At 31.8% G+C, this 14440-nt stretch carries 9 protein-coding genes and 1 pseudogene; 1 reads left to right on the top strand and 9 read right to left on the bottom strand.

All coding sequences use genetic code 11. From position 1 onward, the window contains the following. The first annotated feature begins 4 nt into the window (after positions 1-4). Positions 5-2071 carry a glycoside hydrolase domain-containing protein gene (locus tag M4I23_RS12685; protein ID WP_249754640.1) on the top strand — a complete coding sequence of 689 codons (2067 nt, stop codon included), beginning with the start codon at positions 5-7 and terminating at the stop codon, positions 2069-2071. A gap of 238 nt (positions 2072-2309) precedes the next feature. Here M4I23_RS12685 and M4I23_RS12680 read toward each other — a convergent pair whose 3' ends face one another. The 9 genes and pseudogenes from M4I23_RS12680 to M4I23_RS12640 form a co-directional block, all read right to left on the bottom strand. Further along, a complete protein-coding gene (locus tag M4I23_RS12680; protein WP_249754639.1) occupies positions 2310-3962 on the bottom strand; it encodes a metallophosphoesterase in 1653 nt (550 codons plus the stop codon). After that, complete coding sequence (locus tag M4I23_RS12675) at positions 3959-4816, bottom strand: lipopolysaccharide assembly protein LapB (protein WP_249754638.1); 858 nt, start codon at positions 4814-4816, stop codon at positions 3959-3961. The genes M4I23_RS12680 and M4I23_RS12675 overlap by 4 nt, the downstream gene beginning before the upstream one ends. Before the next feature lie 92 nt (positions 4817-4908). Then, positions 4909-6462 (bottom strand): RagB/SusD family nutrient uptake outer membrane protein, encoded by a 1554-nt coding sequence (locus M4I23_RS12670; RefSeq protein WP_249754637.1) that lies wholly within the window; start codon positions 6460-6462, stop codon positions 4909-4911. 21 nt (positions 6463-6483) lie between these two features. Further along, on the bottom strand, positions 6484-9750 hold the full coding sequence (locus tag M4I23_RS12665; protein WP_249754636.1) for a TonB-dependent receptor: 3267 nt from the start codon (positions 9748-9750) through the stop codon (positions 6484-6486). A gap of 87 nt (positions 9751-9837) precedes the next feature. Beyond that, positions 9838-10779, bottom strand: a complete 942-nt coding sequence (locus M4I23_RS12660; RefSeq protein ID WP_249754635.1) for a FecR family protein — start codon at positions 10777-10779, stop codon at positions 9838-9840. 113 nt (positions 10780-10892) lie between these two features. Beyond that, positions 10893-11453 carry an RNA polymerase sigma-70 factor gene (locus M4I23_RS12655; RefSeq protein WP_249754634.1) on the bottom strand — a complete coding sequence of 187 codons (561 nt, stop codon included), beginning with the start codon at positions 11451-11453 and terminating at the stop codon, positions 10893-10895. A gap of 669 nt (positions 11454-12122) precedes the next feature. Then, a complete protein-coding gene (locus M4I23_RS12650) occupies positions 12123-13055 on the bottom strand; it encodes a site-specific integrase (protein ID WP_249754633.1) in 933 nt (310 codons plus the stop codon). Between the two features lie 9 nt (positions 13056-13064). Continuing rightward, positions 13065-13316: pseudogene (locus M4I23_RS19810) on the bottom strand (Arm DNA-binding domain-containing protein); the annotation flags it as partial. Continuing rightward, the gene (locus M4I23_RS12640; RefSeq protein ID WP_249754632.1) at positions 13313-14437 is read right to left on the bottom strand and encodes a permease; all 1125 of its coding nucleotides are present in this window, start codon (positions 14435-14437) and stop codon (positions 13313-13315) included. The pseudogene M4I23_RS19810 and the gene M4I23_RS12640, both read right to left, overlap by 4 nt. Between the last annotated feature and the right edge of the window lie 3 nt (positions 14438-14440).

Raw genomic sequence — 14440 nt, 5'->3', positions numbered from 1 at the left:
AATTATGAAAAAGTATAACTTTATTATCTTTTCTATTTTTTTACTAACGTTTAAATGTTGTTTAGCTCAAGTAAAGCAAAATAAAAAACCAGTTGAACTTGTAAATGTTTTTTTAGGAACCTCTGGAGATCATGGTCAAATGTCTCCATCAGCATCATCTCCCTTTAATATGATGAGTATGGGGCCACAAACAACACCACACATTCATGCAGGTTACGAATATTATGCAAAAGAGTTTTTAGGGTTTACAACTACACGAATAGAAGGTGTTGGCTGTGTTGGTAGCGGTGGAAACATTTTAATATCACCTTTTATAGAAGAGACAAAAAAAACTAATCTTATAAAAGAAAAAGAAAACGCTCAACCTGGTTTTTATTCAGTAACATTCAAAAACGGTATAAAGGCTCAAATGAGTGTAAAACATAATTTTGGTATCCAAAGTTATCACTTCCCAAAAATTCAAAGTGGTCTAAAAATAGATTTATCTTTTGCTTTTGATGACAGATTTATTGCTGAAGAAAACACCTTAACAGACAATATTATTACCGGTTGGATAGATACTAAAACAACATGTAGTAAAGGAATATATCGTATCTATTACGCTTTAAAAGTAGAGAACATAAAATCATTAAAAAAGACTGAAGATCACATATTTATAGCAGAGCGAAAAAATTTAGATGCGGATATGCAAGTTCATTTAGGTTTTTCATCTGTAAACACTAAATATGCTAAAGACAAATTAGAATCCATATCTATTGAAGAATTAAAAAAAGAAACTGAAACGGAGTGGCTAAAACTTTTAAGCACGATACAAGTAACTGGTAAAAAAGAAAGAACATCTCTTTTTTATTCTCTACTATATAGAGGTCTACAAGCACCTTATTTAATTTCTGAAAACGATGGTTCCTATCGAGCAATAGACGGGTCTATTCAAAAAACCGACCATAATATTTATAACGGCTGGGCTATATGGGATAATTATCGCGAACAATTGCCTATGTTATCTTTATTTTATTCAAATGAATTTGCTGACATATCGAAATCTATTGCAAATCTATATCTATACGGTAAAAATGACTGGGCCACACAACACGAGCCCTCTCCTACTGTGCGTACGGAGCATGCATCGGTAGTGCTTTTAGACGCGTATAACAAAGGTTATAAATTAGATTTAAAAACTATAAAAGACTCTTTAATTGCAGAAGCTAATAAACTCGTTTATAACTCCCCAGATAAAGCATTAGAGTCCTCTTATGATAATTGGGCTGTAAGTAAATTAATGAAAATTATAGGAGACAGTACTTTAAGTAAAAAGTATAAAGCCAAATCTTTAGAGTATAAAACAATCTGGAAAAAAGACTTTGCAGATCTTTCAAAAACTGATGTTGATATTATGCAAGCAAGAGGTTTGTATCAAGGCACCATATTACAATACCGTTGGTTTGTTCCCTTTGATGTAAAAGGCTTAATAGAATTAACAGGAGGCGAAAACGAGTACATAAATCAATTAGATGATTTTTTTGATACCTATAGTTATAATCATGCTAACCAACCAGATTTGCAAGTACCAGGAATGTACAACGCATCGAAACAACCATGGAAATCTCAAAAATTATATCGTAATATAATGTTGGACACTGTAGTACAAAACTATTTTAATAACAACAGTAAAGGCGTTGATCCATTTATAGGAAGGATATATAATAACAAACCTAAAGCTTATTTACGCACCATGGACGACGACTCTGGCACTATGTCTTCATGGTTTGTAATGAGAAGTATAGGTTTTTCCCCTGCTAATGTAGGCTCTCCGGTTTATTACCTTACAGCACCTATTTTTAAATCGGTGTCAATTAATTTCCCAAATAACAAAGTTCTAAATATTAACGTAAAAAATTACGACAAAGACCATTTCTATGTTAAGTCAGTCATATTCAATGGAAAGAATATAGATCGTAATTGGCTTACTCATAAAGAGCTTTTAGATGGAGGTCTTTTAGAAATAGAAACATCTTCAAAACCAAATTTAAAATGGGGAACTAAACAACCATGGATTAGCTCCTTAGAATAATAAAACAATAGTTGTACATTACGAATAATCAACCTTAAAAAAACCTGAAATAAGGCTTAAAAAACAAAATATCTTGCATGCCTAAAAAGCCTTTTGAGCTATAAAATCATACTTTATAGCTCATGGCTAGTAATACTTGGAATTGGAGACAAATAATAATCTCATTACCACAGACGATTCAAGCTAATAAAAAAGTGTATTACAATACATTAAAAACAAAAATATTTAGTAAACTTAATTATTCTATTTTAAGTGTTTTAAAATATGTTGCTTTACTCGTCTTAATCTCAACAACATAAAAACCAGAAGCTAAACCGCTTACGTTAATTACTTCTTTTTTACTCTTTTTTATTAATTTCCCTACTTCATTAAAAAACTTAACTTTTTTTAGTCTCTCTGCAGCTACTTCAATATGAAGCATCTCATTTACGGCAATAAGATGAGATTTAGAATCTCTCTCTACTAATTTAGATAACGGATTAACCTTATCCACATCAAGTACTATTCCTGTTTTATTGATGCTAAAATAATCATCAATTTCACCTGTCTCTCTAACAAACTTTACGTTTAAATTTTGCCCACCTTTTCCATCATTTTCAATTTCCATTACGCATGATCCTAATGAGTTTAAAGATACATGCATAGCTTGATGATTTAAATCACCACCCGATATTTGTCCTGCAGATCCTGTGGTAATATACACCGCTCCTTCTGTAGTTTCTTTAGCTTTTTGGTATACTCCATTTCCATTTGCTTTACCATCTCCATGCCCTGTAACTCCAACAGTATGTCCGCCATTTGTAATTTCGGCAGTATTAAATGTATTAGATAATCCATGGTGACCATTTAAAAAATAAGACCGTTCATAGGAATGGCTATGCCCGTTTAAAATAAGATCAACACCATTAGCTTCTAGCATAGGCATAAAATTTTCCCTCATATCGATAAGTCGGTCTTCCGAATCAGAATCATGCGATCCTTTTGAATATGCCGGATGATGAAATAAAGCAACAACCCAGTCTTGTGTTGTGTTTTGCATATCGGCTAATGCCCAATTATACATAGGAGCTTCAATTTCGCGATTTGAATGATGAGAATCTAATACTATAAAGTGAATATTAGCATAATCGAAAGCATAATATGCCTCGGTACCCGATGCTACCCCTCCTGCTTCTCCTTCTGTTGGAAACGTAAAAATATCGTAATATGGCCCAGATTGCGAATCGGAATCTGCTGAATATCCATCATGATTTCCTATACAAGACCACGCTACAGATTTCATAAACATCTCATTATAAACATCAAAAAATGCTTCTTGATATTCTTCATCTTTTCCTGTGCTATAGGCATTATCGCCCAAAAAAAGCATCATATCTGTATTTGCAGAATCTTTAGCTACATAATTGTAATAAGCATCACGTACTTTTTTTTGAGATGTATTAGCTGTTCCAGGATCTCCTAATATCCAAGCGCGAACAAATTGATCGGTACCTAACTCAGGTGCAGTTATTACGTACATATCACCTAAAAGACTTTCTGTAAGAATCTCCATCTTGTTTCCTATATTGAAATAGTATTTTGTGCTTGAGTTTAGCTCTTTTAACTTAACCACATGTTCGGTTGTTAAATTAGTATTAGTAACGCTCATTGATAAAGCTTTCAAAGATGTGCCATAATGAACAAAAGATTCGGTAGCAACATTTGTTCTCCATTTGATAATAACACTAGAAGACGTACCACTTTGTAGATAAGGACCACGTTGCACAACAATGGAAGAAACACTTTCCTCTTCTTTAATAATTTGATTGCCTATATTTTTTTGTGTTTGTGCCTGTAAAAATGAATATGCCGTAAAAAGCATCATTATAAAAAGTACATTTTTTTTAATCATAGTTCACTGTTATTAATTTCGTTATATAATTTTTTAATTTCTTTTTGTATTTTTCTTCTTGAATTCATATTTTTAAATTTCTCATCCAATTGTTCAATAGCTATTGCAGTTAGTTTTAATGCTATTTTCGCTTCTTCTGGTTTATTTATTTTAACCAAATATTTCGCTTTCTTGAAATACCAAAACTCGTTCCTATAATATTCTAGAATAAAATAATTGTATTGTTTTAATACTTTTTGGGTTTGATTAGAATCTTCTAAATATTCTAATTTTTTGAGTTGAAGAGATAAAGTCTTAGGGCCAAGTTGGTTTAATCCAATCTCTATAGCTTCTAAAGCCCCCTTAAAGTTTTTATTATTTTCTGCAAGTATAATATTGCAATATTCTATAATATCTTCTGGTCGAAGATCGATCATCTTATTAATTACAAACCGATAAGATTTTAAAGCTTTTTTATATTGCTCTAGATTAAATAATATTTGAGCCTCAAGCTTTTTTCCTTTTACATCTCCTTCGCCAGATTCTAAATATAACTTCACCTTAATTAAAGCCAATTCATAATCCATGGCTAGATAATTAACCTCAGCCATTCTATACTGCAATACTCTATTAGTATTACCTAAAACCTTAGAACTATTATAATCCTTGAGAGCTTTGGCATATTCAATATGTTGTTGATATAATAAACCCCGTTGATAATATAATTTAAAGTCTTTTGGGGTTTTTAATATTTCTTTTGTCTTTTCTTGAATTTTTATACTTAAATCTCCATGTGCAAACCCTTTAAAAGATAACAAAAAGGCAATTACAAGTAATGTATTTTTTACTACGCTATATCTTTTATTATTACACATTATTTTACTTTACAATTATGTTTTAAATATTACAAATTGAAGTTATTACATAACAACTCCAATTTGTAATAGTCAGTTAGTTTAATAACTAATTAATAACCTGTGTTTTGAACAAAATTCTCATTTTTATTCATTTCATCTTGTGGTATTGGTAACAAATATCTATCTGTATTAAAGTTAGATTGAGGCTCTAAACCACTTAAACCAAACACTGCATTACCTAAATCTCTTCGAACGATATCGTACCATCGTTTAAATTCGAATGATAATTCTATACGTCGTTCTTCTAAAATTAAATTTCTAAAATCACTTGCACTTATTCCAGACACAACATCCTCGGGAAAACTAGATGGCGCATATACTCCATAGCCACTTCCATAAAAATCAATTTCTCCAGCATTTCTAGCTCGTTTTCTAATTTGATTTACATATCCAATAGCTTCTGAAGAAAGTCCAATTTCATTAGCAGATTCAGCAGCTATTAGTATTACTTCGGCATATCTAAAAGCAACAAAATCCAAATCTGATCTCCATCCAGCTGTAGTTCTTCCTTCACCAGGAAATCTATTAAATTTTGCTATGTGAGGTCTTGAAATTTCAAAATCAGTATAAGGCCTAACAATATCTGTATCATCATCTAAAATCAAAGAATCGGCTAGGCTTACTTTTAACCTATAATCTTCTGTATTCCAAGTATTGTAAACATTAATATGAGGTACTAACATGCTCCAACCCCTAATAGGCTTTACACCTCCTTCTATTCCATTAAATGGTCCTACTTTATTATCATTTTCATAAGTTGTAGGATTAGGGTTTTGCCCCGTTTGATTGTTCGTGAAATCTATCGTAAATATATCTTCCGTAGACGTCCATTGTTCACTATTTCTAAAAATATCTTGATAATCATCGGCTAAAGAGTAATTCAACTCTCCTGCATTATCTATAACCCATTTTGCAGTTTCATATGATTTTTGCCACTCACCTAAAGTCATGTAAACAGAAGATAAATAAGAAGCTGCAGTTCCCTTTGATGGACGAGATCTAACACTTCCGCGAGAGTCCATATCGAGATTATCAAAAGCAAATGTCAGGTCTTCAATAATTCGCTCATAAACGACTTCAGAACTTGAAAGCTCTACACTTAAAGGATCTACAATATCTGGACTATCTAGATATGGAATATTACCATAAAGCCTCACTAAATGATAATACAAAAAACCTCTTATAAACCTAGCTTCTGCTTCGGCCATCAATTTTTCACTATCATCTGCACCTTTTAAATAACCAACCCCTTGAATAGCCGTATTTGCTGTTGCAATGGTTTGGTATGACGACGCCCAAAGATCTGAAACATATGAATTTGTTGGTGTTACCAAAAACCGACTAAACTCGGCATAATCGCCAAATTCATAGCCATTATCCACCATATCACTCATAAGTTGCAATGGTACTGTAAGGCCAGCACCATAATAACTTGAAGAAGCCATTAATCCATATGTTCCATCTATCATAGGATATACGTCGTCGATGGTATTAAAAAAACCTTCTGGTGTTAGTGTTCCAATTGGTTCTTCGTCTAAATCTGCACAACTTACTATTAAACTCAAAACAGCTAGTACTGAAAATTTTATTATACTCTTCATCATTTTATTATTTATTTTTTAATACTAAAATTCGATATTTAAACCAAAAGTGATCGATTTAACATTGGGGTAACTACCATAATCTAGTCCTATATTACTACTAGAATTACTGTATGATACTTCTGGATCTACACCTTTATAACTAGTAAGTGTTAATAAATTTTGACCACTAACATGAAGCCTCACCGCAGACAAATTAATTTTTGTTAAAACGTCTTCAGGAAAATTATAACCCAAAGAAATATTTTTTAACCTAACATAACTCGCATCATCTATCCATCTATCCGAAGTCACAAAACTTCTACTTATTCTAGCTTGGGGAATATTGGTATCTGTATTTGTAGGTGTCCAGCGATTAAGCGCATCCGTTGTTACATTGGTTCTTCCGTTTAGAGCTCCTAACTCCATGAGGGTATAATTCATGATTTCGCCACCTTGAACACCTTGAATAAACACATTAAGACTTAGGTTTTTATAGCTAAAATCATTACTCCAACCCCAATTAAAATCGGGATGAGGATCTCCAATAACCGCACGATCATCATCGGTTAATTCGCCATCACCATTAAGATCTATAAATTTTTCACCACCAACATCTTCACCACCTATAAGAACCTCATCGGCAGATTGTACAACGCCATCATAAATATATCCCCAAAATTGACCAACTGATTCACCTTCTCTTAACAATTGCGTCGTTCCGCCTCCCGATAATGGATTAGACGAATAATAAATATCGTTACCCTCAGTATCGTTTTCTACAAGTTTTATAATCTTATTTCTATTAAAAGAAATATTACCATAGGTTTTCCATTTAAACTCATCTTGAAAAATATTTGCATTTAAAGCGAACTCAAAGCCTTTATTTTCTACGGTTCCAATATTTTGTAGTTGTGTTTGAAAACCTGTGTAATTTGGAGTCGGGACATTAAACAACAAATCGGTTGTTTTCATGTTGTAGTAATCTAAGGTTAAAGCAAATCTATTTTTTAAAATTTCAAGATCTAACCCAATATTGGTTTGTGCTGTTGTTTCCCAAGATAAATCGTTATTAGAAATTGTAGATGGGCGTATTGCAGTAACAGCGCTACCTTGAACGGTTGTAAAAACATCGGTAAAAGAAGCCAAGGATTGGTAAGGACTTATGGCCTGATTACCTACTTTACCATAACTTAATCGCAACTTTAATAAACTAATCGTATTAGAATTTGAAAGAAAGTTTTCATCAGAAATTTTCCAACCAAAAGCAGCAGAAGGAAAAAAGCCGTATTTATTATTTTTTGCAAATACCGATGAGCCTTCGTTTCTTCCAGTAAATGTGAACAAATACTTATTGTTTAGGGTATAATTAATTCTTCCGAAGAACGCTTCAAACGTTGTTTCAGACAACTCAGAATCTACCGAAGCTACATTTGTACCAGCTCCTAAATTCCAATACGAAAAGGAATCTGAAATAAAACCAGAAGCCAAAGAGTTAGACGTTTCAGACCTGTCTTTTTGTAAAGAATAACCAACCATAATCGATAAATCATGTACTTTTCCTATTAATTTAGAATAGTTTAAATAATTTTCATTTATAAAACTCGTACTCTTTCGAGTGTTTAAGGTAGCCTCACCACCTACACTATTACCACGATCTAAAGTTGTTGGGTAATATTGACCTGTTCTAGAATTATTAATACTAACACCTAAAGTCGATTTAAAATTTAAATCTTTAGCAACACCTATTTCAGCATATACATTTCCTTGAAACAAATCGTTTATAGCTTCATTTTGATATTCTGTAGATAGCGCGTATGGATTATCTATAGGAAAACCAACCACGCTTAATGCATAATCGCCGTTTATATCTCTTATGCCCTGCGTTGGTGAAAATTTATAAGCACTAGAAATAACACCCGTTTGCGCCGCATCTCCACCTTCTTGACTTTTTACCCCATTTCTATTGGTTCTACGCACAAAAATGCTTGAACCTAATTTGATGTTATCCGAAGCTTCTAAATCTAAATTTGAAGTTATAGAATATCTTTTAAAATCCGAATCGACAACAATACCTTCTTGATCGAACACAGCTCCAGACAAATAATAACTCAATTTATTTGTACCGCCAGACACGGAAAGTTGATTGTTTTGTACACTACCTGTTTTATATATTTCATCTTGCCAATTTGTTCCAATACCTGTTAATTCTGGAATAAAGTCAGGATCTAGTTCCTGTATATAATCTGTAAACTGATCGGCATTTAATAAATCTAGCCTATTAATTTCTGTTTGCGTAGCATATGAGGATGAAAAACTAAATTTAGCCTTTCCCGTTGTTCCTCGTTTGGTACTCACAATAACAACCCCATTAGCACCTCTAGCACCATAAATAGCTGTAGATGATGCATCTTTAAGAATCTCCATAGATTTAATATCTTCGGAAGGAGGCATTATACCTCCAATGAATCCATCGACAACAATTAACGGGTCGTTACCCGCATTAATAGAAGTATTCCCTCTAATCTGGATACTGTATTCCGAACCTGGCGCCCCATTAGTAGATTGTACCAACACTCCCGAAGCTCTACCTTGTAAAGCTTGTGTGGCATCGCTTACCGGAAAAGCGACCAAATCTTTTGAAGACACTGAAGAAACCGACCCCGTTAAATCGCTCTTTTTAACACTACCATACCCCACAATTAAAACCTCATCTAATTTAGAATCATCGATTTTTAAAGTGACCCCTATATTGGTTTTACCATTTAAATCTAATTCTTGATTAGCATATCCGATATACGAGACTATAATAGAGCTATTACTATTGCTAACCGTTAAAGCAAACTTACCATCATAATCTGTGGTAACTCCATTAGTTGTACCTTTTTCAACAATATTAGCACCCAATAAAGGCATGCCCATCTCATCGATAACGTTACCTGTAATTTTTACATTTTGTTGAATGACACCAATATTAGTTTTAGATAACGCCTTACCAATTAAAATATCCAAATCGTTAACTTTAAAGCTAAACTGAGCGCGCTTACTTAAATCTTTTAAAATTAAATTCAAAGATTCATTTTTGTAAATTGCGTTATATTTTTTATTATTGCTAGCTATAAAATCGCCATAAGTGATATTAAAATCGGTTTTATTGGATATTGTGCTTAAAATATGGACAAGTGTAACGCCTTGTTCATTTAAAGTTAGGTTTGTTGTATTAATGTTTTGAGACGATGCATTACCATGATACGTGCTAAAAAAACATATAAATAATATTAATTGGAATTGTTTCCGAAATAATTGTTTCATCTAATTAAGTGTTTGTTTTATAATTTTGTTCTAATTCAATACTTATTATCAAGGGGTCTGTTGGAGCAGATCCCTTTCTTTTATTATTTATTTTTTAGTAATTTCCACCATGTTTTTTGTTTTTATTAGTTTTACTTCTGTTATAAAATTTATCCGTTCTATTAGTTCACTTAAGTCTTCATTTTTAGATAATCTAAAAGAATAGAGGTATACACTCTTTAGTACATCACTTTTAAAAACAAAAGGTATATCATATATTTTTTGAAGTTCACTCGCTAAATCTTGTATTTTTATTTTAGACAATACTACATCGCCTTTCCACCATAAATTTGTTATTTCGGCATTGGTATCTGTTTTATATAGCTTATTTGAAGTGTTTTTATAAGTCACTTTTTGATTGGGATTTAGGTAAACCGATTGCGTTTGAGACACAACGTTAACACGCCCAGTGCTAACAATAACCTCAACCATAGCATCGCCCTCCCGAATATTAAAAGACGTCCCTAAAACTTTAGTAGTTATATTTCCGGACTGAATTACAAATGGTTTATCAGGATTTTTAGATACGTCAAAAAAGGCTTGCCCTTTTAATGTAACCTCCCTAATAGAATCATTAAACTGTTTAGGATACGCTATATAACTTTCGCCATTTAAAATTACTAAGGAACCATCGGGCAAAGTCACCTTAGTTTGTTCTCCTTTTTTAGTGCTATTTATAATTTGGCCCATTTCAGTATTACCAAATGCATTAAAAAAACCGTTATGAGTAGTTGATGTATAAAAACCAAGACTGACCAATAGAAGTATGGAAGCGGCTACAGACCAATACCAAATTTTGTTGGTTTTTTTCTTTTTCTCAACCGCGTTATATATACGATTCTTAAGCGCCAGGTTATTTTTAACATCTAGCGAATGGCCTGCCTCTTTTTGCAGATCATCAAAAAAAGCTTCAATCAGATCCACTTCCTTTTTAGAAGCTATTTCTTTTTCATACTTTTTTAAAATAGCCTTAAACCTATGCTCTATCATAATACTTATTTAGCTCTGGAAATAACATCCCTTTACTAATAAGTACCAGAAAAATAAAAAGCCCCTATCTATTTTTAAGGACTTAAAGTTTTGTTAACTTAGTTTACACTTTATTAACATGAAGCCGAAGCAACACCCATTAAAATAATTTGTAGTAGTACCATTTCAGAATTATAAAGCCCAGATTCTCTTAAGGTTTTTAAAGCTTTATTTATTTGATTATCCACGGTACTAGTAGATATGTTTAACATACTCGCTATTTCTTTATAACTCAAGTTTTCTTTAAAACGGAGTTTAAATATTTGAAGACAACGCTCTGGTAATAAATCGTTTGCCGCAGCATCTATTTTTTCAACCAATAATATTTTATTCTCTTCCAAAGCTAAATTAGATTCGGTATCATCTAAAGATAAAATGGCATCGACTTTCTCTAAGTGCACCTCTGTAAAAGGCATTTTTCTTAACTTTTTTATGCACTGAAATTTTACCGCTTTAAATAAATATGCACGATAATGGTCTATCGTTAAACCATCTAACCTATTCCAAAGATCAAGAAAAACTTCCTGCGTAACATCTTCCGCAGCTTCATGAGACCTTAATATATTATTAGCATAGGTATATAGTTGACACCAATATTCGTTGTAGGCTTTATCGTAATCCTGTTTCTTACCCATAAATAAATCGAAATGCTATTACATTTTAAGAGAGCTACAAATTAACACCTTTTGAATATGAGTGTGTTATAAAATTGTATTACCATTGGGTTAAATAAAAACTTATAATTTAATTAGTACATTATCAAGTTTATTTTACCATTCAAATAATCAATTGACCGAAACCAATAATAGTTTATTTTATAAATATTAATTTATAATCTCATAAATTAAAGTGAGCTCTATTAGAAGTGATATAAGCATAAATTATTTTTCATGTTGGATTAAAATCAAGGGTTGAAAACAATAATTATAAACTGATAGCTCTTGGAACAACTGTCCACAAAATCCAAGGTTGAAAATTTCCGTATTTAGACTTTGTGAGATCGCCTATAATCCCAATGAGAACACCACTAATTCCATCACTGAACCTTTATATCAACATTAAGGCTCCAACAGTACAGTATGAAGTCCGAAAACATCTGTGTAAAATATAAACAAAAAGGCCGTTACTCCTCTCCAGGCTATGTTGGCTGCTTCATCGCATAGAGCATAACCTCTTTTTCTTTTAATGGAACCTTCTTTATATGTAACATCTTAAATTTATATCATCAAATTCAAAATTAGGCGTTTACAAAAAAAATGAAGGAGATTATTTTTAACTTTAAACGGATAATTTGTATTATATATTTAAAAATCAATCACCATATCAAGTGCCTCATCAGTATCTTTACGCATAAAATTAGCTTGATAAAGCATAGTTGTGGTAACTGAAGAATGGCGATATAGTTTTTGAAGCATTTGAATGGGAATTTTATCACCAGAAATGTTTCCAAAACTATGGCGAGCAATATGCATGGACATTTTTTTATCTATACCTGCTTGCAAGGCAACAAGCGCTAACCTCCTGTTAAAGTTTCTTGTAGCTGTTTTTATTCTTGTTCTTACGCGTTTCTTATCATTTAAATTTATCCCTTCTAGCTCCTTAAATAAATAAACAGAATGTTCTTCTCTTTCTAATTTACTGAGAATTTTAGAAACTTTATCAGGGATCTTCAAAGACACTAATTTGTTATTCTTAGCCATACGGTAATGTAAACGCTCGTCATAAAAATCTGCCCACTTTAATTGTAATACATCACTTATCCGAATTCCTGCAAAATAAAAACTAATTAACCATGCATATAAAGCATACTCTTGAGCTTGAGTTAAACCTTTTAAATTCTCTAAAGTCTTTATTTCTTCTCTATTTAATCCTACCTTTTTTGTTTCGGGAAACTTAATTTGAAATTTTCCTTTTCCAAAAGGGTAAAATTCTTTTTTAGTGATGTTTTGACTAATAGCTAAATTATAAATAGTCCGAAGCGTAATCATATAATTAGCCACAGTACGTGCAACCAAATTTCTTTTACTTAACAGAAAATGTTCAAATTGTTTTAGGAGTTCAACATTCAAATCTTTAAAATGAAGTTGATTGTTTTTTAGAAATTCTCTAAACACTGCTATACGACCAATTTCAATATCCAATTGATGAAACTGCTTTCGGTTTCTTATGTTTACCAAGTAACTCTCGGCTACTTTAAAAAAATCGTTATCATATTTCGATACAATCTGATTTTTCATCTTTTTTGAAGATAAATCCTGCGCTTCAATCTCTGCATTAATCAAACTTTTGTTGGCTAAAGATAGTTTTGATAGTATCAGCTGATTAATTTCTAAATGATCTAGGTGTGATTTTCTTACCCTTCTATTTTTGGCATCCCACTGCTTCAATTTAATGGACTGTCCAATATAAATATATGATGGCTTCCGATCCTTTATTATTCTTATAGTTATTGGATGTAGATTTTTTGAATTTGGTCGTTTAACTAAAAAAGGTGTTATTGATTTACATTTTGTTCTAAAACTTGTTCTTTATCAAGAACAAACGCACTTTTTCTAAGCTTTAAAATAACAGGATAGATTATACCTATAAAAAATAAAACTAAACTTAGAAATAACAAGTTAGATGGTGAAACAAACACTGTATTTGCGGTAAGAATCCCTAAAATAAGTAAAACCGATATGGGTAATGATAAGGCCAATATGGATATTGCAAAATTAGCATTAAAGGTTTTATCCTGCTCCGAACGATCTTTCTCTTTAAAATCTATACCAGAAATGTGTGCATAAGGCCAAAAACTACAGGCGCTTAAAGAAAAAGAAATCATAACCAGTATATCGTTTTTAACGACTAAATTAAACGTATATATAGCAACAGAAATAAGTAAAAGTGTAAATGCTGATCTAAGTATAAGTAATGAAAATATTTCGAAAAATTGTTTCTTTTTCAACTTCACAGCTAAACCAATAAAGATTAGAACTAACGGCGTCATTATAGCACTCAATCGAGATAAAGTAATACCAAAAAAGTTAGGAAGGCTATCTAAAGAGACATTAAATGAAACCAAAATAAGAGCCGCAAAAATAAAAAGATTAACAGGCTCGTATAGTAATGTTAAAAAAAGCGATTTTAACCTCGATTTTAAAGGCATTTTTGTTGTATTTGCTTTTTTATAATGCCATTTTACAGCTAATAAATATAACAGAAATAGAACAAAAAATTTGTTACCTAAATCGGCCATTGCTGCATTTGCTAAAGCTCCATCACCCAAAAACTCTAAAATAAACGGAAAACAAGACAAGCCTGGCGCCAAAGAAGGAATTAAAAGTTTAGCACTTCTACCAGATGGTGAGTTTTCATCTATTCCAATGATAAGCAATAATAAAGGAGAAATAGCCAACAGCAATAAATTTAGGCCAAGTGCTAATGCTGGAAAAAGAATGAGATTGCTATCTATTTTTATTTTTAAGAGCGCTATAAATATAGTTGCAGGTAAAACAATGGAAAGAATTAAACTTTTCAATCCATTGGTTTCATCGCCTGCCGATATTTTCTTTCTTAAAAGTAACCCTATAACAACAAAAAGAAGAAATGAAATAGGTTTATCTAAAACATTTTCCATATG

This window comes from Algibacter sp. L4_22, from assembly GCF_023473045.1.
Lineage (GTDB): Bacteria > Bacteroidota > Bacteroidia > Flavobacteriales > Flavobacteriaceae > Algibacter.
The sequence above is the reverse complement of the archived record's forward strand: the minus strand, read 5'-3'. Positions and strand labels throughout refer to the sequence as shown.

Excerpts from the sequence above, each read along its gene's own strand:
- M4I23_RS12685 (WP_249754640.1), top strand. The coding sequence starts at position 5 with ATGAAAAAGTATAACTTTATTATCTTTTCTATTTTTTTACTAACGTTT.
- M4I23_RS12680 (WP_249754639.1), bottom strand. The coding sequence starts at position 3,962 with ATGATTAAAAAAAATGTACTTTTTATAATGATGCTTTTTACGGCATAT.
- M4I23_RS12675 (WP_249754638.1), bottom strand. The coding sequence starts at position 4,816 with ATGTGTAATAATAAAAGATATAGCGTAGTAAAAAATACATTACTTGTA.
- M4I23_RS12670 (WP_249754637.1), bottom strand. The coding sequence starts at position 6,462 with ATGATGAAGAGTATAATAAAATTTTCAGTACTAGCTGTTTTGAGTTTA.
- M4I23_RS12665 (WP_249754636.1), bottom strand. The coding sequence starts at position 9,750 with ATGAAACAATTATTTCGGAAACAATTCCAATTAATATTATTTATATGT.
- M4I23_RS12660 (WP_249754635.1), bottom strand. The coding sequence starts at position 10,779 with ATGATAGAGCATAGGTTTAAGGCTATTTTAAAAAAGTATGAAAAAGAA.
- M4I23_RS12655 (WP_249754634.1), bottom strand. The coding sequence starts at position 11,453 with ATGGGTAAGAAACAGGATTACGATAAAGCCTACAACGAATATTGGTGT.
- M4I23_RS12650 (WP_249754633.1), bottom strand. The coding sequence starts at position 13,055 with ATGAAAAATCAGATTGTATCGAAATATGATAACGATTTTTTTAAAGTA.
- M4I23_RS12640 (WP_249754632.1), bottom strand. The coding sequence starts at position 14,437 with ATGGAAAATGTTTTAGATAAACCTATTTCATTTCTTCTTTTTGTTGTT.